Origin of the sequence: Pseudomonas fluorescens (genome assembly GCF_012974785.1) — a bacterium.
Taxonomy (GTDB): Bacteria; Pseudomonadota; Gammaproteobacteria; order Pseudomonadales; family Pseudomonadaceae; genus Aquipseudomonas; species Aquipseudomonas fluorescens_BT.
This window is the reverse complement of record NZ_CP027561.1, coordinates 20,685-42,761: the sequence shown is the minus strand read 5'-3', so window position 1 is coordinate 42,761 and position 22,077 is coordinate 20,685. Positions and strand designations below refer to the sequence as shown.

General features: G+C 62.0%; 21 protein-coding genes. 6 read left to right on the top strand and 15 right to left on the bottom strand.

The features are described 5' to 3' along the window. Positions 1–3: 3 nt before the first annotated feature. The 9 genes from C6Y56_RS00195 to C6Y56_RS00155 all read right to left on the bottom strand — a co-directional run bounded on the left by C6Y56_RS00195 (position 4) and on the right by C6Y56_RS00155 (position 10,258). Positions 4–630 (bottom strand): ABC-type transport auxiliary lipoprotein family protein, encoded by a 627-nt coding sequence (locus C6Y56_RS00195; protein ID WP_169428244.1) that lies wholly within the window; start codon positions 628–630, stop codon positions 4–6. Beyond that, complete coding sequence (locus tag C6Y56_RS00190; RefSeq protein ID WP_169428243.1) at positions 627–1,565, bottom strand: MlaD family protein; 939 nt, start codon at positions 1,563–1,565, stop codon at positions 627–629. Before C6Y56_RS00190 ends, C6Y56_RS00195 begins: the two co-directional genes overlap by 4 nt. 1 nt (position 1,566) lies before the next feature. Beyond that, positions 1,567–2,370 carry an ABC transporter ATP-binding protein gene (locus C6Y56_RS00185; protein WP_169428242.1) on the bottom strand — a complete coding sequence of 268 codons (804 nt, stop codon included), beginning with the start codon at positions 2,368–2,370 and terminating at the stop codon, positions 1,567–1,569. Next, entirely contained in the window at positions 2,367–3,515 is a 1,149-nt protein-coding gene (locus C6Y56_RS00180; protein WP_169428241.1) for an ABC transporter permease, read from the bottom strand. Before C6Y56_RS00180 ends, C6Y56_RS00185 begins: the two co-directional genes overlap by 4 nt. A gap of 55 nt (positions 3,516–3,570) precedes the next feature. Next, a complete protein-coding gene (locus tag C6Y56_RS00175) occupies positions 3,571–4,599 on the bottom strand; it encodes a DUF5924 family protein (RefSeq protein ID WP_169428240.1) in 1,029 nt (342 codons plus the stop codon). Positions 4,600–4,675: 76 nt separating this feature from the next. After that, positions 4,676–6,067: a M16 family metallopeptidase gene (locus C6Y56_RS00170; RefSeq protein WP_169428239.1), complete on the bottom strand. Its 1,392-nt coding sequence runs from the start codon at positions 6,065–6,067 to the stop codon at positions 4,676–4,678. A 169-nt stretch (positions 6,068–6,236) separates the two neighbouring features. Beyond that, complete coding sequence (locus C6Y56_RS00165) at positions 6,237–7,895, bottom strand: Na/Pi cotransporter family protein (RefSeq protein ID WP_169428238.1); 1,659 nt, start codon at positions 7,893–7,895, stop codon at positions 6,237–6,239. Between the two features lie 217 nt (positions 7,896–8,112). Beyond that, entirely contained in the window at positions 8,113–8,880 is a 768-nt protein-coding gene (locus C6Y56_RS00160; protein WP_169428237.1) for a TerC family protein, read from the bottom strand. A gap of 70 nt (positions 8,881–8,950) precedes the next feature. Further along, entirely contained in the window at positions 8,951–10,258 is a 1,308-nt protein-coding gene (locus C6Y56_RS00155; protein WP_169428236.1) for a CitMHS family transporter, read from the bottom strand. A 322-nt stretch (positions 10,259–10,580) separates the two neighbouring features. On the opposite strand from C6Y56_RS00155, the gene C6Y56_RS00150 reads away from it, so the two are divergent. Next, entirely contained in the window at positions 10,581–10,982 is a 402-nt protein-coding gene (locus C6Y56_RS00150; protein ID WP_169428235.1) for a GFA family protein, read from the top strand. Here the strand turns inward: C6Y56_RS00150 and C6Y56_RS00145 are convergent, their stop codons facing one another. Then, complete coding sequence (locus tag C6Y56_RS00145; RefSeq protein ID WP_102688226.1) at positions 10,983–11,309, bottom strand: DOPA 4,5-dioxygenase family protein; 327 nt, start codon at positions 11,307–11,309, stop codon at positions 10,983–10,985. An 84-nt stretch (positions 11,310–11,393) separates the two neighbouring features. Here C6Y56_RS00145 and C6Y56_RS00140 point away from each other — a divergent pair, with 84 nt between their 5' ends. Further along, positions 11,394–12,053, top strand: a complete 660-nt coding sequence (locus tag C6Y56_RS00140; protein ID WP_169428234.1) for an NAD(P)-dependent oxidoreductase — start codon at positions 11,394–11,396, stop codon at positions 12,051–12,053. A gap of 4 nt (positions 12,054–12,057) precedes the next feature. Here C6Y56_RS00140 and C6Y56_RS00135 read toward each other — a convergent pair whose 3' ends face one another. After that, a complete protein-coding gene (locus C6Y56_RS00135; RefSeq protein ID WP_169428233.1) occupies positions 12,058–13,008 on the bottom strand; it encodes a choline sulfate utilization transcriptional regulator in 951 nt (316 codons plus the stop codon). A gap of 114 nt (positions 13,009–13,122) precedes the next feature. On the opposite strand from C6Y56_RS00135, the gene betC reads away from it, so the two are divergent. The 3 genes from betC (at position 13,123) to C6Y56_RS00120 (ending at position 17,420) form a co-directional block, all read left to right on the top strand. Then, a complete protein-coding gene (gene betC, locus C6Y56_RS00130; protein ID WP_169428232.1) occupies positions 13,123–14,637 on the top strand; it encodes a choline-sulfatase in 1,515 nt (504 codons plus the stop codon). Between the two features lie 16 nt (positions 14,638–14,653). Next, positions 14,654–15,571, top strand: a complete 918-nt coding sequence (choX, locus tag C6Y56_RS00125; RefSeq protein ID WP_169428231.1) for a choline ABC transporter substrate-binding protein — start codon at positions 14,654–14,656, stop codon at positions 15,569–15,571. Positions 15,572–15,851: 280 nt separating this feature from the next. Beyond that, on the top strand, positions 15,852–17,420 hold the full coding sequence (locus C6Y56_RS00120; RefSeq protein ID WP_169428230.1) for a SulP family inorganic anion transporter: 1,569 nt from the start codon (positions 15,852–15,854) through the stop codon (positions 17,418–17,420). A 7-nt stretch (positions 17,421–17,427) separates the two neighbouring features. Here the strand turns inward: C6Y56_RS00120 and aroE are convergent, their stop codons facing one another. Then, a complete protein-coding gene (aroE, locus tag C6Y56_RS00115; protein WP_169428229.1) occupies positions 17,428–18,249 on the bottom strand; it encodes a shikimate dehydrogenase in 822 nt (273 codons plus the stop codon). A 9-nt stretch (positions 18,250–18,258) separates the two neighbouring features. Then, positions 18,259–19,173 carry an oxygen-dependent coproporphyrinogen oxidase gene (gene hemF, locus C6Y56_RS00110; protein WP_169428228.1) on the bottom strand — a complete coding sequence of 305 codons (915 nt, stop codon included), beginning with the start codon at positions 19,171–19,173 and terminating at the stop codon, positions 18,259–18,261. A gap of 153 nt (positions 19,174–19,326) precedes the next feature. On the opposite strand from hemF, the gene C6Y56_RS00105 reads away from it, so the two are divergent. Continuing rightward, positions 19,327–20,304, top strand: a complete 978-nt coding sequence (locus C6Y56_RS00105) for a quinone oxidoreductase family protein (protein WP_169428227.1) — start codon at positions 19,327–19,329, stop codon at positions 20,302–20,304. Between the two features lie 49 nt (positions 20,305–20,353). On the opposite strand, the gene C6Y56_RS00100 is transcribed toward C6Y56_RS00105, so the two are convergent. Both C6Y56_RS00100 and dprA read right to left on the bottom strand, forming a co-directional pair. Then, positions 20,354–20,911, bottom strand: coding sequence for an L-threonylcarbamoyladenylate synthase (locus C6Y56_RS00100; RefSeq protein WP_169428226.1), 558 nt, complete (start codon positions 20,909–20,911; stop codon positions 20,354–20,356). Positions 20,912–20,965: 54 nt separating this feature from the next. Next, positions 20,966–22,066, bottom strand: coding sequence for a DNA-processing protein DprA (gene dprA / locus C6Y56_RS00095; RefSeq protein WP_169428225.1), 1,101 nt, complete (start codon positions 22,064–22,066; stop codon positions 20,966–20,968). Positions 22,067–22,077 lie beyond the last annotated feature (11 nt).

Below are 22,077 nucleotides of genomic sequence, written 5' to 3'. Positions count from 1 at the left end.
GGCTCAAGGCCGGGCAGGTGGGGCAACTTTCTGCCCTTGCTCCACCGCCCACGCCACCACCTTCGCGGTGAGCCGATCACTGGCCTGACCAAACCCGGCAACCACCGCCGGGACTTTCACATCATTGAGCGGCTGACGCTCTTCGAAGCGGCGACTGGCGAGAATCCGCTGGTCATAACCGCGCACCAGCAATGCATCCACCCGCACCACCACGCTGGCCTGCGGGCCCTGATACTCGGTCTGAAACGCCTGCAGGCTACCGCCCAGTTCCAGGTCCGCCTGGAAGTTGCTGTCATCGGTGCTCAACAGCGATACCCGGCCATCGCGCTGGAAGCCATCGAGCAACCGGTTACGCACCAGCACCGGTGCCGGATCGCTCCAGCGCGAGGCCTTATAAGTGCTGATCACATCACCCTGAGGAATCACCGCGATGCCCGGCCGGTTCAGCGCTTCGCTGGCCTGCAGTTTGTTCAGGCGCAGCGACCAGTGCTGTGTCGCCGCCGAACTGGCCGAGGCGGGCGCCTGTGCCGCCGGCAGGCGATAGACATCCGACGGTTCGGACTTGGGCAGGATCGAACACGCGCTGATCAGCGTGAAGCCGGCGAGGAGGGCGAGGTGAGTCAGCTTCATGGCGTGAACTCCTTGTTCTTGTCACTGCCCAGCAGGTAACCACTGGGGTTGGCCTCCAGGCGTTGGGAAATGGCGCGCAGCGAATTCAGGGTTTCACGCAGTTCGCGGATCGCCGGGGCCAGACCGTTGAGACCCTGCATGCCGCTGTCGAGGGAATTCTGATTCTTGCTGAGCAGGCCGTTGATGGTGACGCTGCTTTGCTCCAGGGATTTCATCGCCTGTTCGGCACTGCCCAGCGCCTGTTTGCCCTGATCGTTGAGCAGGCCGTTGGCGTTGCGCATCAGCGCAGACGTCTGTTCGAGCATGTTGCCCGCCTGTTTGCCGACCGTCGCCAGTTGCTGCATGGCCTGACGCAGGTCACCGCGCTGATCGTTGATCGAACCGGTGGTCTGTTCCAGGTGTTCGAGGGTTTTGCTGACGCGCTCGATGTTGTCGGCGGAGAACATCTGATTGGCATTACTGAGCAACGTCGTGACCCCGCTCATCAAATCGTTGCTGTCACTGAGCAGCCTCGAGATGGGCGAGGGCGAGGCGACGATGGTCGGCAGATTGCCGTCATGGCCCTTGAGTTTCGGGCTTTGCGGCGTACCCCCGCTGAGCTGGATGATCGAGGTGCCGGTGATCCCGGCCAGAGCGAGTTTGGCCTCGGTGTCTTCCTTGACCGGCGTGTCGCCCGCCAGACGAATCCGTGCCAGCACCCGACGCGGGTCTTTCGGGTCGAGGCGCAGGCTGACCACATCGCCGACCTTGATCCCGCTGTACTGCACCGGGCTGCCCCGGGACAGGCCGCTGACCGCCTCGTTGAAGACGATTTCATAATCCTTGAACTCGGTGTCGACACTGGACTTGGCCAGCCACAGACCGAAGAGCAGGGCGCCCGCCACCACAATCACCGTGAACAGGCCGATCAACACATGATGGGCTCGGGTTTCCATGTCAGACCTCGTTGAGCAGTTTGGCGGCGTCAAGCGCCGAGCGGCCGCGAGGGCCGTGGAAATATTCGTGAATCCACGCGTCGTCGGTTTCCGAGACCACGTCGATGGGGCCTGCCACCAGCACTTTCTTCTGCGCCAGCACCGCCACCCGGTCGGTGATGGTGTAGAGCGTGTCGAGGTCGTGGGTTACCAGAAACACGCTCAGGCCCAGCGCATCGCGCAGCGTCAGAATCAATTGGTCGAACTGCGCCGCGCCAATCGGATCAAGGCCGGCAGTGGGTTCGTCGAGAAACAGGATGTCCGGGTCCAGCGCCAGCGCCCGTGCCAGCGCCGCGCGTTTGATCATGCCGCCGGACAGCGAGGCAGGGTACTTGTCCGCCGCCGACAGCGGCAGCCCGGCCAGCGCCAGCTTCACCGCCGCCAGATGCTCGGCGTCGTCGCGGCTGAGGCCGGCGTGTTCGATCAGGGGCAGGGCGACGTTCTCGGTTACGGTCAGCGATGAAAACAGCGCGCCTTTCTGAAACAGCACACCGAAACGCCGCTCGATCAGCGAACGCTCATGTTCCGGCAGGCTCGGCAGGTTCTGACCGAATACTTTGACCATGCCTTCACTGGGCTGGCGCAGGCCGACGATGCTGCGCAGCAACACCGACTTGCCGCTGCCGGAGCCGCCGACCACGGCCAGGATCTCGCCTTTGTACAAGTCCAGGTCGAGGTTCTCGTGCACGCTCTGGCGGCCGAAGCGATTACACAGGCCACGGACTTCGATCACCGCCTCGGAGGGCGTGCGGGGTAGACGACTCACCAACCCATCTCCATGAAGAACAACGCGGCGACCGCATCGAGCACGATCACCACGAAAATCGATTGCACCACACTGGAGGTGGTGTGGGCGCCGACCGATTCGGCGCTGCCGCTGACCTTGAAGCCTTCCAGACAGCCAATGGCGGCGATCAGGAACGCAAAGATCGGGGCTTTGACCAGGCCAACCAGGAAATGTTGAATCCCTATGTCGCTTTGCAGCAGCGACAGGAACATCGCCGGCGAGATATCCAGCGACACCGCGCAGACCACCGCGCCGCCGATGATCCCGCAGATCATCGCCAGAAAGGTCAGCATCGGCAGCGCCACCAGCAAAGCCAGCACCCGCGGCACCACCAGCAATTCCATGGGGTCGAGGCCGAGGGTGCGGATGGCGTCGATTTCCTCGTTGGCCTTCATCGAGCCGATCTGCGCGGTAAAGGCACTGGCGGTGCGGCCGGCCATCAGGATCGCCGTGAGCAACACGCCGAATTCGCGCAGGAAGGCGAAGCCCACCAGGTCCACGGTGAACACGCTGGCGCCGAAACTGGCCAGCACCGTCGCGCCGAGAAACGCCACCACGGCGCCCACCAGAAAGGTCAGCAACGCCACGATAGGTGCAGCGTCGAGGCCCGTCTGTTCGATGTGCGCAATCATCGGCGTGATCCGCCAGCGCTTGGGGCGAAACAGGCTTCGGGCGATGGTCTCAAGAATCAGGCCGACGAAGCCGAGCAGTTGCAGGGTGTCTTGCCACACCGTGTCGACGGCCCGGCCGATGCGGGTCAGCAATTGCACGCTGACGCTGATTTCCGGTTCCTTGACCGGCACGCAGAAGTCGGTCAGCGAGCGATAGACGGTTTGCAGCAACGCGCGGTCGGCCGTGGAAATCGTGCAATCGGGGTGTTCGGCGGATTGGCCCAGACGCTCGGAGCCGAGCAGTTCCACCAGCAGCGAGGCGCCAGCGGTGTCCAGGGCGCCGAGGCCGTTGAGGTCGATGGGGGTGCTGGCGTCGTACTGACCGCGGAGCGTTTCGCTCAGGTGCTTGAGCTCGGCGTAATGAGCAAGCGTCCAGTCCCCGGTGACCCGCAGGCGGGCAGGGCTGATCGAGGTGTCCAGACGGGCATTACCGGTCATCGAGCTGCTGGTCATAAGCTCCGTGCTTGTTCGGCTAAATTCGCGAACCTACGTAATAGCACGAACCGGATTACTTTTCTTTGGTCGGTGTGCTGTCCGTGACTTCGAAGCGCAGCACGCCGATCACCTGGTCGTCTTCGGTCAGCACCCGCACCTGCCAGTCACCCACCGGGTTGCCGGGGAAAACCTGCTTGTGGGTCCACGCCCGATAGCCTTCCTTGCGCCCGCCGTGGATGTCGAGGGCGATCCGGTCGACCTCTTTGCCGTTGAACTGCCACACATGGTAGATCCGCTCATCGAGCCCGCGCGGTGCGTTGATCGCGGTATAGGCGTAAAGCCCGCCGTTGCGGATCTGCTCGGCACTGACTTGCTCCAGGCTGGCGCCGGGGACGCGATCCTGCACCTGGGTGCTGATCGCCACGTCGGTCATCCACAGCGTTGCCGGCGGCACCCACGAACGCAGCACCCAGCCGACGCCGCCGATACCGATGGTGATGCTGAGGATCGCGAGCGCGTTGCGCACGGTGCGGATCGGGAAGATCGACGCCAGACTCGGGAACGACAGCACCACGGCAGTCCCCAGCGCCCACTTGAAACTCTGCGAGGTGGTCAGGTGCATGATCACCGGCAGCGCGGTGAGCAGGGCAGCGAACAGCGTCAGGGTATGCAACGCCAGGAACGCCCAGCGCCGCGGCGCCAGCCATTTGTAGTAGAGCGGGTCGACGATCGAGATCAGCGCGGCGATGCACAGCAGACCGGTGAACACCAGTTGACCGCTGTTCCAGGTGGTGGTGATGAAGAAGAACGGCAGGACGAAAAACAGGCTCTCCTGGTGGATCATCTGCGTCGCATAACGCAGCAGCGGCTGGGGGATTTCCCGTTTGAAAACCCGGGTGAACAGCTCGGTCAGGCTGTTTTCCAGCATCAGCCAGATCCAGCTCAGCAGCATGATCGTGGTGATCCAGCTCGCCAGCCCCTGTTGCCGGTCGACCAGGATGAAACTGCCGACTCCGGAGATGAAACCGCCGAGCGCAATGACCCCGGGGTAGCGCTTCATCAGTTCGAGGATGCGCTGGATCAGGAGGGTCAATTTGGGCATTTGGGCGATTCACGACAGTCGAAGAAAAAAACCTCGACAGAGTACCGCCCGCCGGGGGCTGTGGCGAGGCTGTCGATCAGTCTGAATGCACGGACTGGCGTCTATGCAGGCGCCAGCCGAGCAGGATCAGTAACACGGCGCCCAATCCGCCGCCGATCAGCCAAACCACCTGATCGTCACTGAGCAGCGGCTTCTCGATCCGCAGATACCCCGGCTGCAACAGCAACTCGCGCATGGCCTTGTTCGCCGCGTCCAGCGTGACCCCTTGCAGTTCCCTGGCGGGATCGGCGAAGCGGCCATCTTCGTAGTCGCCCAGCGCGCTCCAGTAATAGTCGGCCATGCCGCTGTTGCCCTGCACGGCCCAGGCCTGATGGGCGATGGCTGCTTGCTTGATACGGTTGAACGTGTCGGCATCGAGACCGTTTTTCAGCAGGTCCGCCTTGAGGCCTTCCAGCACCTGTTCGGCTTCGGCGATATCGCCGCGATCCAGGTCGGCGTTGAGGCTCATGAAGCCAACGCCGCCGAACACCTCGCGCTCGGCCCAGGGCCCGTAGGACAAACCGTGGTTCAGGCGCAATTGGCGGTACAGCGCCCACTCCAGATATTCCTTGAGCAGATCGAAAGTCTGGTCGTACTGATCGTCCAGCACCGGCTCCGGCACCAGCCAGTGCAGCTTGGCGCTGTTACCGACGAAGCCGCGTGTGATCGTGCGTTCGTGGGCGGCGCTGGCACGGATGTCCGGCAACGGACGATGTTCGCTCGGGTCGACCGCTTCAAGTGCGCCCCAGGCCCGCTCCAGATAGGCCGGCAGCAACTTGTCGAGGTCGCCGACGACGATCAGGGTCATATTGTTTGGCGCGTACCAGGCTTTGCGCACCTTATCCAGCTGTTCACGGGTCAGGCCATCGACTTCGGCCCGTTGCGAGCACTTCAAGCCCAGCTCTACCGCCAGTTGATTGCTCGCGCTGTGGCCCAGGTCCTGACGATCGAGAAAGCGCCGCAGGCGGGTGTAATGGCCGCCATCCTCGCGCTCGACCACTCGTTTGGCGGCGTTGATCGCGTTGTCGTCGAAACGGGTCTGGGTCAGCAGATCCAGCAACAGATCGAGCACCTTGCGCTGGTTTTTCGCCGGGGCTTCGATGACGAACGTGGTGTCGGCGTTGCTGGTGAAGGCGTTCCAGTCACCGCCCAGTGCCTGCATGCGCTCTTCGAGGCCGCCTTCGCCGGTGGCGTCTATGCCGCTGAACAACAAGTGTTCGAGCAGGTGCGGCAGCTCCTTTTCATTGCAGTCGAAATCATCGAGACCGACACCGATCACCAGCCGGATCGCCACATGTCCACGCTCGGTGCCGGGCTTGAGCAGCAATTGCAAACCGTTGGGCAGCGCATAGCCTTCGACCTGAAAACGATCCAGGGCGAAGGCGGGCAGGGCACCGAGCAACAGGCAAGCGAACAACAGGCAACGCATAACAAGCTTCCGTACGGCTGAATTGGAGATCCGTGTCGTCAGACAGATCGCTTTCGCCAGCAAGCTCGCTCCCACAAGGGAATACGTTTCAAATGTGGGAGCGAGCTTGCTCGCGAAGGCATCCTTGAGACTGAACGCTGAGTTACTGACTGACCACAACCCCAGACGTTCAAGGCGAATGCGTGATGTCCGCCATATCGTCCGCCGCCAGCGCGCCGGTATCGGAGGTTTCCAGCACCGCATAGGCGCTGCTGCAGAACAGCGAATTCAATCGTTTCATGTCGGCAATCAACTCAAGGTGCAGCGAACTGGTCTCGATACTTTGCACGATCTTGCGTTGCAAACGGCTGACATGGGCATGGGCCAGACGGCGCTCCTGGGCGCGGAAGCGACGTTTCTCACGCAACAACTGCCGAGCACTTTCCTTGTCGCCACTGAGAAACACCGACAAGCCCAGCCGCAGGTTGGCGATCAACTGACTGTGCAGCCCGGCCAGTTCCTCCAGCCCGTCTTCGGAAAATGACCGGCGCTGCGAGGTCTTCTGCTGCTGGATCTTGCGCAACATGCGTTCGATCAGATCGCTGGCAAGCTTGAGGTTGATCGCCAGTTCAATGATTTCCGCCCAGCGCCGACTGTCCTGCTCGCCGAGATCCTCCCGAGGCATCTGCGCCAGGTACAGCTTGATCGCGCTGTAAAGTGCTTCGACGTCATCGGTCAGTTTGCGCACTTCCTGGGTGACGGCGGTCTGCTTGCCACGCAACACATCCTGTGTGGCGTCCAGCAGGTTGTCGATCAGATCACCCATGCGCAGGGTTTCCCGGGCAGCGTTGGCCAGCGCCAGGCTGGGCGTGACCAGGGCGGTCAGGTCGAGGTGACGCGGTTTTGCGGTGCCGTTGACCTCCGGACGCTCCGGCAACAGCCAGGCGCACAGCCGCGCCATGGGGGCGACCGTCGGCAGCAGGATCAGGCAGCGCGCAGTGTTGTAGAGCAGATGGAAGCCGATGACCATTTCCTGAGGGCTGTAATCGAGGCTGTCGATCCAGTGCACCAGCGGATCTAGCACCGGGATGATCAGCAGCAGCCCGATCAGCTTGTACAACAGGCTGCCCAGCGCGACCTGACGGCCGGCGGCGTTTTGCATGCTGGTGCTCATGAATGCCAGCACACCGCTGCCGATATTGGCACCGATCACCAGACCGAGCGCCACCGGCAGGCTGATGACATTGGCACCGGCCAGGGTCGCCGTCAGTAGCACTGCGGCCAGGCTGGAGTAGGAAATCATCGCGAACAACGCGCCGACCAGAGCGTCGAGGAGAATGTCGCCGGTCAGCGAGGCGAAAATCACCTTCACACCCTTGGCATGAGTGATCGGCCCGGCAGCTTCGACGATCAATTGCAGCGCCAGAATGATCAGCCCCAGCCCGATGGCCACACGGCCCATCTGCCCCAGCCGAGTCTGTTTGCGCGACAGAAAGAAAATCACCCCGAGGAAAATCAGCAGCGGCGACAGCCACGACAGATCGAACGTCAGCACCCGCGCCATCAGCGCGGTACCGACGTCGGCGCCGAGCATGGTAGTCAGGGCCGGGGTCAGCGCCATCAGGCCCTGACCGACAAAGGACGTCACGAGCATGGCGGTGGCGTTGCTGCTCTGCACCATCGCGGTGACGACGATACCGGCGACAAAGGCCAGCCAGCGCCTGGACATGTTCTGACCGATCACGTGGCGCAGATTGGTGCCGTACACCCGCAGGATGCCGGTTCGGACAATGTGCGTGCCCCAGATCAGCAGAGCCACGGCAGAGAGCAGATTGAGCAGGGTTAGCATGCAGACCCCCTGTAGTAGCAGCGCCCCAGTGGGGCAAGTGGACGGCACCGCGCGGTTTCTACGTTTTTAATACTTAAGCTGTAGTTGGCTAACGGTCTCGGCGCCAGCATTGCACAGCTAAAGCGTGGATTGAAACAAAAGTGTCATGAAAACAGGTTCATGCAGCCATGAAAAAAGGGCCCGCGAAGGCCCTTTGATCTTTTGCGCAGCGTTCGAGTTACTGACCCGGAATATCCTTGCGCAGTTTTACCGGATCCTGCTGTTTCTTCTTTTTCGCGATGGCGGTGCGCATCTTGATGTTGATCGCTTCGACCGCCAGTGAGAACGCCATGGCGAAGTAGACGTAGCCTTTGGGAACGTGCACGTCGAACGATTCGGCAATCAGCACGGTACCGACCACCAGCAGGAACGACAGCGCGAGCATTTTCAGCGACGGGTGCTTGTCGATGAACTCGCTGATCTTGCCCGAGGCCGCCATCATCACCAGCACCGCCACGATGATCGCCGCGACCATCACCGGTACGTGGGACACCATGCCGACGGCGGTGATCACCGAGTCCAGCGAGAACACGATGTCGATGATCGCGATCTGGATGATGGTGTAGAGGAAATTGCCGCCCTTGCCCGAAGGCTCGTCGCCGGTTTCATCTTCACCTTCAAGCGCGTGGTACATCTCCTGGGAGCTTTTCCACAGCAGGAACAGGCCACCGAAGAACAGGATCAGGTCACGCCCGGAAATGCCCTGGCCGAATACTACGAACAGGTCGGCGGTGAGGCGCATGACCCAGGTGATCGACAGCAGCAACAGGATCCGCGTGATCATGGCCAGGCCAAGACCGAAGATCCGGGTGCGCTGTTGCATGTGTTTGGGCATGCGGCTGACCAGGATCGAAATCATGATGATGTTATCGATGCCCAGGACGATCTCCAGGGCGGTCAGGGTGAAGAAGGCAACCCAGATCTCAGGGTTGGTCAGCCATTCCATGTGTATTCCTTTGAGCGTGTGTTAAACCAGGACGCCAGCAAGCAGCTGGCGTTCTGGTGAGTTGATGCCGTTACAAAGTGCTGAACAGCGGGAAAGTCCCCAACAGCAAGGCTGCGACCAGTATGCACAGGCAGACCAGCACTGCCCACTTCAGGGTGAAACGTTGGTGATCGCCGAACTCGATCCCGGCCAGTGCGACCAGCAGATACGTCGACGGCACCAGTGGGCTCAGCAGGTGAACCGGCTGGCCGACAATCGAGGCACGGGCCATTTCCACTGCGGTGATGCCGTAATGGCTGGCCGCTTCCGACAGTACCGGCAACACACCGTAGTAGAACGCGTCGTTCGACATGAAGAACGTGAACGGCATGCTCACCAGCGCCGTGATCACCGCCAGGTACGGGCCGAGGAAATCAGGGATCACCGCCAGCAGGCTTTTCGACATGGCATCGACCATGCCGGTGCCCGACAGGATACCGGTGAAGATGCCCGCCGCGAAGATCAGACTGACCACCGACAGCACACTGCCGGCGTGGGCCGCGACCCGATCCTTCTGCTGCTGCAGGCAAGGGTAGTTGACGATCATGGCAATACTGAACGCCACCATGAACAGCACCGGCAGCGGCAGCAGGCCGGCGATCAGGGTGCACATCAGCGCCAGGGTCAGCAGGCCGTTGAACCAGATCAGCTTCGGACGACGGGCATCCGGGAACTGCGACACGCTGATTTCGCTGTGATCGATCTCGTCGCCGATCAGGTGCAGCTCACCCAGACGCGCACGTTCACGTTTGCCGTAGAAGTAGGCAATGATCAGGATCGCGATCACACCGGCACCCATGGCCGGGATCATCGGTACAAAGATGTCCGACGGGTCCACGTGCAGCGCACTGGCGGCACGGGCGGTCGGGCCGCCCCAGGGGGTCATGTTCATCACGCCGCCGGCGAGGATGATCAGGCCCGCCATGATCCGCGGGCTCATGCCGATGCGGCTGTACAGCGGCAGCATGGCGGCCACGCAGATCATGTAAGTGGTCGCGCCGTCACCATCGAGGGAAACGACGAGCGCCAGTACGGCGGTGCCGACCGAAACTTTCAGCGGGTCGCCCTTGACCAGTTTGAGGATCTTGCGCACGGCCGGGTCGAACAGGCCGGAGTCGATCATCAGGGCGAAATACAGAATGGCGAACATCAGCATCACGCCGGTCGGCGCAAGCTTGGTAATACCTTCGAGCATCATCGGGCCGATCTTCGGCGCGAAGCCACCGAACAGGGCGAACAGGATCGGGATGATGATCAGAGCGATCAGCGCGGACAGGCGCTTGGTCATGATCAGGAACATGAACGTGATGACCATGGCAAAGCCAAGGAAAGTCAGCATGGGAATACTCCAGGCGTAGTGCGGCTAGGGAATGGGCGGATCGGGCGGGATCAGCGCAGAACGGGAAGCACGAGACGTACGGGCGGAGTTGCAGCGAGGAGGCGGGTTACAGAGGACATCAGAATCACCATTGTTGTTGTTAATAGGGCCTGACGTGCAAGCAATCACACGCGTGGCCAACCGGTCTGTTGCCGGTAGTGGCGGCGATCCTAATGGGGCAACCTTTCAGCCAGCTTTCGCGGATGAAAGCTTCGATGCGAACGGCCAACCGGCCGTCGGATGCGGCTAGAGTCAATGAACACGGGAACGGGAGGGTGGGGCGATGGGTGAATTGCACAGCGGTGGCTGCCATTGCGGACATATCCGCTATCAGTTCAGTGGGACATTGCACGACATTGCCCACTGCCATTGTTCGATTTGTCGGCGGGTCAGCGGCGGTATCGTCACCACCTGGATCACGGTACCGGCAGCAAACTTCCAGTGGCTGGCCGGGACCCCTTCGCGCTACGACTCGTCGCCCAGTTGCGCACGGTTCTTCTGCCCGAACTGCGGCGCGCAACTGGCGCTGGTGACGTTGCTCAGTCCCGAAAGCATCGATCTGACGGTCGCCACCCTCGATCACCCGGAGCTGGCCGCTGCGCAGCGGCACATCTGGACTGACAGCCAATTGCCGTGGCTGCACCTGGATGAGCATTTGCCGGGGGAGCCCGAAGAAACACTCTGATCAAAAAACAGACAGATCCAGCGGCCGCATAGCGCCCATCCAGATCGCGTGCTCGGTGTGGTCAAGCAAATCATCACCGGTATCCGGGTGCAGGAACACCACCAACCCCTTGCGATTGAGCGCCAGCCACGGCAGCACGTCGCCGATCAGTTCCGGCCCGAAGGCCAGCTGGCAGCTCCAGTCCGGATGCGGGCCGACCGGACGCTCGTGCACACGGCCCATCTTCAACGGGAATAATTGCGCGGCCTGCTCACACAGCGCCCGCGCCTGTTCAATGGTGCTGGCATCGAAATAAACATGGGCGTGATAGCCCTTGATCGTCTGCATCGCAAACCCTCTGAATCAGTTCGAACCCTCGGCGTTGCCCGTATGTCACACGCCATACAAGGGAAAACAAACGGGACCTCAGCCATGAAAAATGCCGAAACCCCGGCGGTGAAAGTGGTGCTCTATGGTGCCATGAGTAGCCTGGGCAGTGCGTTGATGGCTGAACTGCTGCGTCGCCAGCATGAAGTCATCGCCATCCTCGACGATTTGACGGCGCTCGCGCCACGGCCGGGACTGCGTACCAAAAGCGGCGACCTGCTCGATGCCGAGCGGGTCAATCAGAGCGTGGCTGGCAGTTCGGCGGTGATCTGCCTGCTCAATGCGCCGGGCCTGCCGCTGAGCAGCGATCACATTGAGAAATCCGTGGTGCTGGGGCCGGTGGAACAGGTGCTGGCGGTGGATGCACTGATCGACGGGCTGCAGGCAGCGAACGTCTCGCGGCTGTTTGTCATCGGCGAATTCGAAGCCCTGGACGATCCGGAAAACGCCGACCCGCTGCAACGCCACGCCGCTCAAGAGGTGCGCGAAGCCCTGCAAAGCAGCCCGCTGCACTGGACGCTGGTGAACGCACCGCGCAGCGTCGCCGGGCTGACGATCGAGCATTTCAGCCAGGTCGGCCGCACGCTTGAACCGGGTCTGGCAGAACCGCTGGAGCGCCTGAACCGGGTGGCGGTGGGGATTGCCGATGAACTGCGGCTGAATCTGCATCTGCGTCAGCACGTGGATTTTGTCGCCGCCTTTTGATCCGTTACACCGCAATCGACGGCAGCGGCAGCCCGGCCAGGGATTCGGCGCTGCTGGCCTGTTCGGCCATCAGCCATTCCACGAACGTCTGAATCAACGCGCCCCGGCGTTTGCGCTGCGGCAACACCACGTAATAACCGAGGCGCGACAGTGTGGTTTCGGCGATGGGCCGGCACAACAGACCTTGAGTGAGCAAGTTATCCACAAGGTGACGCCAGCCGATGGCTACACCCTGACCGCCAATCGCCGCCTGAATCAGCAGGGTGTAATTGTCGAAGCGCAGCTGGCCCGGCGCTGGCGGCGTGCTGATGTTCAACTCGCGGAACAGCCCGCTCCAGTCGAACCAGTTGCTGCTGTTTTCCCCACGCAGGTGCAGCAGTGGAAACTCCAGCAGCGCTTGGGCCGGCAAGGGCAGAGCGCGATCCCTGAGCAATTGCGGACTGCACACCGGAAATACTTCTTCGCTGAATAACCAGTGACTTTCGCCCTGTTTGAAGCGACCGTCGCCAAACAGCACGGCAACATCGATATCCGTGCGCAGCATGTGGTGATTGCGCTCGCTGGTCACCAGGCTGACGTCGACCTGTGGATAAGCTTCATGGAAACGGTGCAGGCGCGGCATCAGCCAGTACGCGGCGAAGGCAAAATCGGTGGCGACCTGCAGCACTTCATGTTGCTGTTGTGCGCTGATCGCGCTCAATCCTGCGTCGATGTTCTGTAAACCGAGGGTGACTTGCTCAAAAAGAATCGAACCGACCTCAGTCAGCCCGATACCTCGGTAGATCCGGTCGAACAACCGCGTTCCGAGCTGTTCCTCCAGCCGTTTGATCTGCTGGCTGATGGCCGGTTGCGTCGTGCCGAGTTCCACCGCTGCAGCGGTAAAACTGCGATGACGAGCCGCCGCCTCAAAGGCACGCAGCAGGTCCAGCGACAAATCACCGAGAGCTTCATACATAAGCTGTGCTTATCCTAGTCATTGTCCGGCGCGGGCTTTACGGGATATTGCGTGGAATCCATGCTCATTCACAGCAATGTCGCATAAATATTCACTATGGAATGCCGCGATCACATGAAGCGCAAGAACATTCTCTTCATCATGGCCGATCAAATGGCCGCGCCAATGTTGCCGTTCTACGGCCCGTCGCCGATCAAACTGCCGAATCTCAGCCGCCTCGCCGAACAGGGCGTGGTGTTCGATGCCGCGTACTGCAACAGCCCGCTGTGCGCACCGTCGCGTTTCACCCTGGTCAGCGGCCAGTTGCCGAGCAAGATCGGCGCCTACGACAACGCCGCCGATTTCCCCGCCGACATTCCGACCTACGCCCATTACCTGCGCCGTCTCGGCTATCGCACCGCACTGTCGGGCAAGATGCATTTCTGCGGGCCGGATCAACTGCACGGCTACGAAGAACGCCTGACCAGCGACATCTACCCGGCCGACTATGGCTGGGCGGTGAACTGGGATGAACCCGATGTGCGGCCGAGCTGGTATCACAACATGTCCTCGGTGCTGCAGGCCGGGCCGTGCGTGCGCACCAACCAGCTCGACTTCGACGAAGAGGTGGTGTTCAAGGCGCAGCAATACCTGTTCGACCACATTCGCGAGGACGGTGACCAGCCGTTTTGCCTGACCGTGTCGATGACTCACCCTCACGATCCGTACACGATTCCCAAGGCGTTCTGGGACTTGTACGACGATGCGGATATCCCGCTTCCGACGACGCCGGATCAACATTCCCTTGATCCGCATTCCCAGCGTTTGCTCAAGGTCTACGACCTGTGGGACAAACCGCTGCCTGTGGATAAGATTCGCGATGCGCGCCGGGCGTATTTCGGCGCGTGCAGCTATATCGACATGAACGTCGGCAAACTCCTGCAAACCCTCGAAGATACCGGGCTGATCGATGACACCATCATCGTGTTCTCCGGCGACCATGGCGACATGCTGGGCGAGAAAGGCCTCTGGTACAAAATGCACTGGTTCGAGATGGCAGCGCGTGTGCCCCTGTTGATAACTGCCCCCGGGCAGTTCACTGCGGGCCGAGTCAGCGCCGCCGTGTCCACCGCCGACCTGTTGCCGACCTTGGTCGAACTGGCCGGCGGCAGCCTGGAACCGAACCTGCCGCTGGACGGTCGTTCGCTGGTCCCGCACCTGCACGGGCAGGGCGGTCATGACGAAGTGTTCGGCGAATACATGGCCGAAGGCACGATCAGCCCGTTGATGATGATCCGTCGCGGCGCGTACAAATTCATCTACAGCGAAAGCGACCCTTGCCTGCTCTTCGATGTGCACAACGATCCGCGTGAACTCGAAGAACTCAGCCAATCACCGCAACATCGTCAGCTGTTCGACGATTTTCTCGCCGAAGCACGGGCCAGATGGGACATTCCGACGATCCACCGCGAGGTGCTCGAAAGTCAGCGGCGCCGGCGCTTCGTTGCCGAGGCGCTGACGATCGGCAAGCTCAAGAGCTGGGATCACCAGCCGCTGGTGGACGCCAGTCAGCAGTACATGCGCAACCACATCGACCTCGATGACCTGGAGCGCAAGGCCCGTTATCCACAACCCTGCCAAAACCAATAACGTCAAGGGGAAGTCCATGGTCAAGTTATCCACAGTCGTGACAGTCAGCCTGCTGGCACTGGGCAGCGCATCCGCGTTCGCCGAGAGCTGCGACACGGTGAAAATGGCCGATCCCGGCTGGAGCGACATCGCCGCGACCAACGCCATCACCGGTTTTCTGCTGGATGGCATGGGCTACAAGGCCAAGATCGACACCCTCGCAGTGCCGATCACCTTCGGCGGCTTGAAGGATGGCCAGGTCGACGTATTCCTCGGCAACTGGATGCCGGCGCAGCAGGGCTTCTACGACAAGTTCGTCGCCACCGGCGATGTCACCCAACTGGCGAAGAATCTCGACGGCACCGAATTCACCCTGGCCGTGCCGGATTACGTGTGGGATGCGGGTGTGCATAACTTCGCCGACCTGAATAAGTACGCCGATAAATTCGAGAAGAAGATCTACGGCATCGGCTCCGGCGCACCGGCGAACATCTCGCTGCAAGAGATCATCAAGAAAAACGACTTCGACCTGGGCCAGTGGAAGCTGATCGAGTCCAGCGAACAGGCGATGCTGGCCGAAGTCTCGCGGGCGGTGAAGAAGCAGAAATTCGTCACCTTCCTCGGCTGGACCCCGCACCCGATGAACGTGCAGCTGAAAATGCATTACCTCAAGGGCGGCGAGAAGTACTTTGGCGACACCGGCAGCGTCTACACCCTGACCCGCAAGGGCTACGCCGAGGCCTGTCCGAATGTGGGTAAATTGCTGACCAATCTTTCGTTCACTCAGGAGATGGAGAACAGCATCATGGCCGAGGTGGTGAACAAGAAGGTCAGCAATGCCGATGCGGCGAAGACGTGGATCAAGGCGAACCCGGCGGTGTTGGACAAATGGCTTGATGGCGTGAAGACGGTGGATGGCAAAGATGCATTGGCGGCGGTTAAAGCGAAGCTTTGATCGCGGTGTGCTGAAGGTCTGAGTTCGCTTTAGATCTTTTCCCCCTCACCCCAACCCTCTCCCCCAAGGGGGCGAGGGGGAAAGGGAGCTGACCGTCGTTGGTTTCAGAACCTGAGTTCGACTGAAGACTTTCAGGTCGATGGATTTCGAACAGACACCTCGGTCAGTCCCCTCTCCCTCCGGGCGGTCCGACGTTTCGGGAGGGTTAGGGTGAGGGGGCTTTTCCTGACTGACACCCTGATACCCTTCACACACCACCAATCCCAAACCGAGAGGATCCATGGCCCTCCCCAGCCGCCGCTCACTTTTCCCCTTTCTGGCCTGGCTGCCCCGGCAGACCCGCGCCAGCGTCGGGCGAGACCTGGTCGTCGGTCTCAGCGGGGCGATTCTCGCGTTGCCCCAGTCGATTGCCTACGCATTGATCGCCGGTCTCCCACCGGAATACGGGCTCTACGCCGCCATCGTTCCGGTGTTGATCGCTTGTCTGTGGGGCTCGTCGTGGCATCTGATTTGCGGGCCGACGGCCGCGATTTCGATTGTGCTGTTCGCCAGTGTCAGTCCACTGGCCGTGCCGGCGTCGCAGGACTACATCACCTTGATCCTGCTGCTGACGTTCCTGGCGGGGATTTTCCAGTGGCTGCTCGGTCTGTTGCGCTTCGGCGCGCTGGTGAATTTCGTCTCGCATTCCGTGGTGCTGGGTTTCACCCTCGGCGCGGCGGTGGTGATTGCCATCGGCCAGTTGCCGAATCTGCTGGGGCTGGATCTGCCGGCCAAGGCCACGGCGCTGGCCAGCCTGATGGACCTGCTGCGTCATCTCGGGGCTGTGGATAAACCGTCGCTGGTCCTCGGTGTCGCCACGGTGGTGGTCGGTGCGTTGCTCAAACAATGGCTGCCACGTTGGCCGACGCTGTTGATGACCTTGGTGCTCGGCAGTCTGGTGGTGTGGCTGTGGCCGGCGATGTTTGGTCACGTTCACTTGGTCAGCGCGTTTGTCGGGCGCTTGCCGCCGTTCAGTGGATTGCCACTGGATATGGACCTGATCCTGCGCCTGCTGCCCAGCGCCGTGGCAGTGGGCATGCTCGGGCTGGTCACCAGCCTGTCGATTGCCCGTTCGATTTCCGCGCGCTCGCAACAGCTGCTCGACGCTAACCAGGAAGTCCGCGCGCAGGGGCTGTCGAACATTGTCGGGGCGTTCTTTTCGGGATCGTTGTCCGCCGGCTCGTTCACCCGTTCCGGGCTGAGCTATGAGGCAGGGGCCTGTTCGCCGCTGGCCGGGGTGTTTTCGGCGTTGTGGGTGGCGTTGTTCGCGATTTTCGGTGCCGGACTGATCGCGCATATTCCGATCCCGGCCATGGCCGGCAGCATTCTGCTGATCGCCTGGGGACTGGTGGATCATCGCGGCATTCGTGCGTTGCTGCGGGTCAGCCGGGCCGAGTTCGTGGTGATGAGCCTGACCTGCGTCGCCACGTTGCTGCTGGAATTGCAGACGGCCATTTACGCCGGGGTGCTGGCGTCGCTGTTTTTCTACCTAAAGCGCACGTCGCAGCCGAGGGTGCAGCATTGGCGTGATGGCGAGGACGATGTGCTACGGGTCGGCGGCTCGATCTTTTTCGGCGCCAGCCACTACCTGCAAGTGCGCCTGCAACGGATGCACGGCGCGCGGGTGGTGATCGAGGCGCAGCAGATCAACTTCATCGACTATTCCGGCGTGGAAATGCTCCATCAGGAAGCCCGGCGCCTGCTGCGCCAGGACCGCAGCCTGACCTTGCGTCAGGCGCGACCGCAGGTGGTGGAGGAATTGCGCAAACTCGAAGGGCCGGAGAAATGCCCGATCCGCTTCGAGGACTGAGGGCGCCTTACAGCGCCAACTGCCGACGCAATTCCGCCAGTACCGGCGCAGTGTCGGGACGTACGCCACGCCACAGGAAAAAGGCTTCGGCAGCCTGTTCGGCCAGCATGCCCAAACCATCCATCACCACGCCTGCGCCGTGCTCGCTGGCCCAGCGGCAAAACGCGGTTGGCTCCTTGCCGTACATCATGTCGTAGCACAGCGTCTTGCCCGGCTCGATCAGGCTTGGGGCAATCGGCGGCACATCGCCGGTGAGGCTGGCAGACGTGGCGTTGATGATTACGTCTACCGGTTCGCGCAACCAGTCGTAACCACTGGCCGACACCGGCCCCAGATCACAGAACAGTTCGGCCAGCAGCTCGGCCTTGTCCACCGTGCGGTTGGCGATGATCACCGAGGCCGGTTTTTCCGCCAGCAACGGCTCCAGCGCACCGCGCACCGCGCCACCGGCGCCGAGCAGCAGAATGCGTTTGCCGGTGAGGCTGAACCCGGCGTTGACCGTCAGGTCCCGCACCAGCCCGGCACCGTCGGTGTTATCACCGAGCAAGGTGCCGTCGGCCAGTTTGCTCAAAGTGTTCACCGCGCCGGCGCGTTGGGCACGGTCGGTCAGGCTGTTGGCCAAGCGGCAGGCATCTTCCTTGAACGGAACGGTCACGTTGGCACCGCGACCGTCCTGGAAAAACGCCGTGGCGCAACCGGAAAAATCGTCGAGCGGTGCCAGCAGGATGCTGTAATCGAGGCTTTGCCCGGTCTGTTCGGCGAACAGTTTGTGAATCATCGGCGACTTGCTGTGGCCGATCGGGTTACCGAAAACGACGTAACGATCCATCGGAAATCCTCAGGCCCGGGCCAGCCAGTCGCGGTCTTGCAGGAAGTACTCGGTCAGGCGCGCTTCTTCGCTGCCCGGCTCGGCTTTCCAGTCGTAGGCCCAACGCACTTGCGGCGGCAGCGACATCAGGATCGACTCGGTGCGCCCGCCCGATTGCAGGCCGAACAGGGTGCCACGGTCGTAAACCAGGTTGAACTCGACGTAGCGACCGCGGCGGAATTCCTGGAACTCGCGCTGTTTGGCGGTGAAGGCGTCGTTCTTGCGCCGTTGCACGATCGGCAGGTAAGCGTCGATGTACGCATCGCCGATGGCGCGCATGAAGGCGAAACTGGTGTCGAAGTCCCACTCGTTCAGGTCATCGAAGAACAGGCCGCCGATGCCGCGCGGCTCGTGGCGATGCTTGATGTGGAAATAGGTGTCGCACCAGGCCTTGTAGCGCGGGTAGACGTCCGGGCCGAACGGCGCGCAGGCCTGCTCGGCGACGCGGTGCCAGTGGATGCAGTCTTCCTCGTTGCCGTAGTACGGGGTCAGGTCGAAGCCACCGCCGAACCACCAGACCGGTTCTTCACCTTCCTTCTCGGCGATGAAAAAACGCACGTTGGCGTGGGACGTCGGCACATGCGGGTTGTGCGGGTGGATCACCAACGACACGCCGAGGGCTTCGAAACCGCGCCCGGCCAGTTCCGGTCGATGGGCGCTGGCGGACGGTGGCAGACCGCTGCCGAAGACGTGGGAAAAGTTGACGCCGCCCTTTTCGATCACCGTGCCGTTCTCGATCACCCGGGTGCGACCGCCGCCGCCGGCCGCACGAGTCCAGGCGTCTTCGACGAAGCGCGTGCCGCCGTCTTCAGTTTCCAGCGCGGCGCAGATGCGGTCTTGCAGGTCGAGCAGATAGGCCTTTACGGCGTCGGTGCGGGTCGTCATGGCATCACCTTGGATCGGGCATCACCCCGTGGGCAAGGGGGGCGGCGCAAATGGGCGCGTAGCATACCATCGCAGGCCGGCACACCGCAGTTGACGAAGATCAAGCATGGGGGTTCGATAGGGGCCTTCCAAATCATCCCAAGGAGTAGGCAGATGGCCAAGCGAATCCAGTTCCGCGCCCACGGCGGCCCCGAAGTGCTCGAATACGTTGACTATCAGCCCGCCGAACCCGGCCCGCAGCAGGTTCGCGTGAGCAACAAGGCCATCGGTCTGAACTTCATCGACACCTACTACCGCAGCGGTTTGTACGCGCCACCGGCCTTGCCGTCGGGTTTGGGGGCGGAAGGCGCGGGCATCGTCGAAGCAGTGGGCAGCGAGGTCACCCGGTTCAAGGTCGGTGACCGCGTGGCTTATGGCAGTGGTCCACTGGGTGCTTATAGCGATGTCCACGTCCTGCCCGAAGCGAATCTGGTGCACCTGCCGGACGCCATCAGCTTTGAAACCGCGGCCGGTGTGATGCTCAAGGGCCTGACCGTGCAGTACCTGCTGCGCCAGACCTATGAACTCAAGGGCGGCGAAACCATTCTGTTCCACGCGGCGGCCGGCGGTGTCGGCTTGCTCGCCTGCCAATGGGCCAAGGCTTTGGGCGTGAAGCTGATCGGCACCGTCAGCTCGCAAGCGAAAGCCGAATTGGCCAAGGCCCATGGCGCCTGGGAAACCATCGACTACAGCCACGAAAACGTCGCCCAGCGGGTGCTGGAATTGACCGAAGGGAAGAAAGTCCCGGTGGTCTATGACGGCGTCGGCAAGGACACCTGGCCGGCATCGCTGGACAGCGTGGCGCCCCGTGGCCTGTTGGTGAGCTTCGGCAACGCCTCGGGTGCGGTGGACGGGGTGAACCTGGGGATTCTCGCGGCAAAAGGTTCGCTGTACGTGACCCGGCCGACGCTGGCGACCTACGCCAACAACGCAGAGAACCTGCAACGCATGGCGGATGAGCTGTTCGGGATGATCACCAGCGGCAAGCTGAAAGTGGATATCAGCCAGCGTTATCCACTGGCTGAGGCGGCCAAGGCGCAGACCGAGTTGTCGGCACGGCGCACGACGGGTTCGACTGTTCTGTTGCCATAAAACCGATGGTGGCGGGGAGCAAGCTCCCCGCCACCAGGCTTTTCGGATTTCAGGACGGGCGTACAACCCTGCCGGTCGCCAGATCCCGAATCAGGCTCGGGTTTTTGCGCCCACCGAGCACTCCACCCAACACCAGATCGACCTGACCACGGAAATACTGCTCGACCCGCAAGCGACTCTTCGCCGCCGGCCGGCCCTGCGGATTGGCCGAGGTCGAGATCAACGGCCCGACCAGCGAGCACAGATCCCGCACCTGCGGATGATCGCTGACCCGCAGCGCCACGGTGTCATGCACCCCGGTCACCCATTCCGGCAACAGGTTCTGGTGCGGCACCAGCCAGGTGTTCGGGCCCGGCCAGGTACTGGCCATGCGATCGATCCAGTCCTGGGGGAAGTCCTCGAACAGGAAGTCGAACTGACGAATGTTGTCGGCGACCAGAATCAACCCCTTGTCCACCGATCGGTTCTTGATCGCCAACAGACGATCCACCGCTTCTTCATTCCAAGGATCGCACCCCAGCCCCCAGACGGCTTCGGTTGGATAGGCAATCACCGCCCCGGCGCGAATCTCTCGTGCGGCTTGTTGCACACGCCAACTGTTGACCATGAAAAACTCTCCGCAAACAGGTTTTGCGCAGTTTACCGATCTTCAATGTAAAACCTAGCTTACCCGCGCAAACCAGCGGCCGTTTTCGCACACGGCGCGGCCCTCCATCTCCAGTTCGGTCAATGCCGCCAGTACTTTTGGCAACGCCCAGCCACTGCTGTCGGCCAGGCCTTCGCTGGTGTGCGGCGCCGCGTGTAGCAGACGCAGCAACGGGTTATCTGGATTCACTGCGACGCTGGATACCGGCAGATGCTGCCAGCCACGCAAGGCTTCGAGAATGTGCTCGATGGTTTCCACCAGCACCGCTCCATCACGGATCAACTGATGACAACCCCGGGCGCCGGGGTGATGGATCGAACCCGGAATGGCGTACACCTCGCGACCCTGTTCCGCCGCCAGCCGCGCGGTGATCAGCGAACCGCTGGCAACACTGGCCTCGACCACCAGTACGCCGAGTGACAAGCCGCTGATGATCCGGTTGCGCCTGGGGAAGTTGCTCGCCGTCGGCCCGGCGTCCAGTGGAAACTCCGAAATCAACGCACTGCCCGAGGCAATCATCGTGTCCGCCAGCCGCCGGTTGCGCTGTGGATAAAATTTTTCCAGACCGGTGCCCAGCACACCCACGGTTTGCCCGCCAACGTCGAGCGCGCCTTGGTGCACGGCGGCATCGATGCCCAGCGCCAGGCCACTGGTGATGACAAAACCGGCTCCGGCCAGACTGCGGGAAAATGCCGTGGCGGTGTCCATGCCCGGTCGCGAAGCGCGGCGACTGCCGACCATCGCCAGTTGCGGTTTTTCCAGGATCCGTGGGTCGCCAGCGACGAACAGCAAGGGTGGCGGGTCGGGAATCTGCGCCAGCAAAGCCGGGTAATCCGGGTGATCCCACATCAACAAATGTTGCTCCGGCCGCTCTAGCCAGCGCAATGCGTGGCTGGCGCCGTCGCGAACTTCAGGGCAGCGGCGGGCCTCGGCACAAGCCGCCGGCAAACCCAGCGAGCGCCAGGCGCTGGCGGGCGCGCTGATTGCCTTCGAGGCACAGCCGAAGGCTTCGAGCAGTTTGGTGAAACGCTTGGGACCGATTTCCGGCAAGCGGTGCAGGCGCAGGCGCGCTTCGAGCTCCGCCGGCGAAACCGATGGAGAGACAGGCATCATCATGGATCATCCTT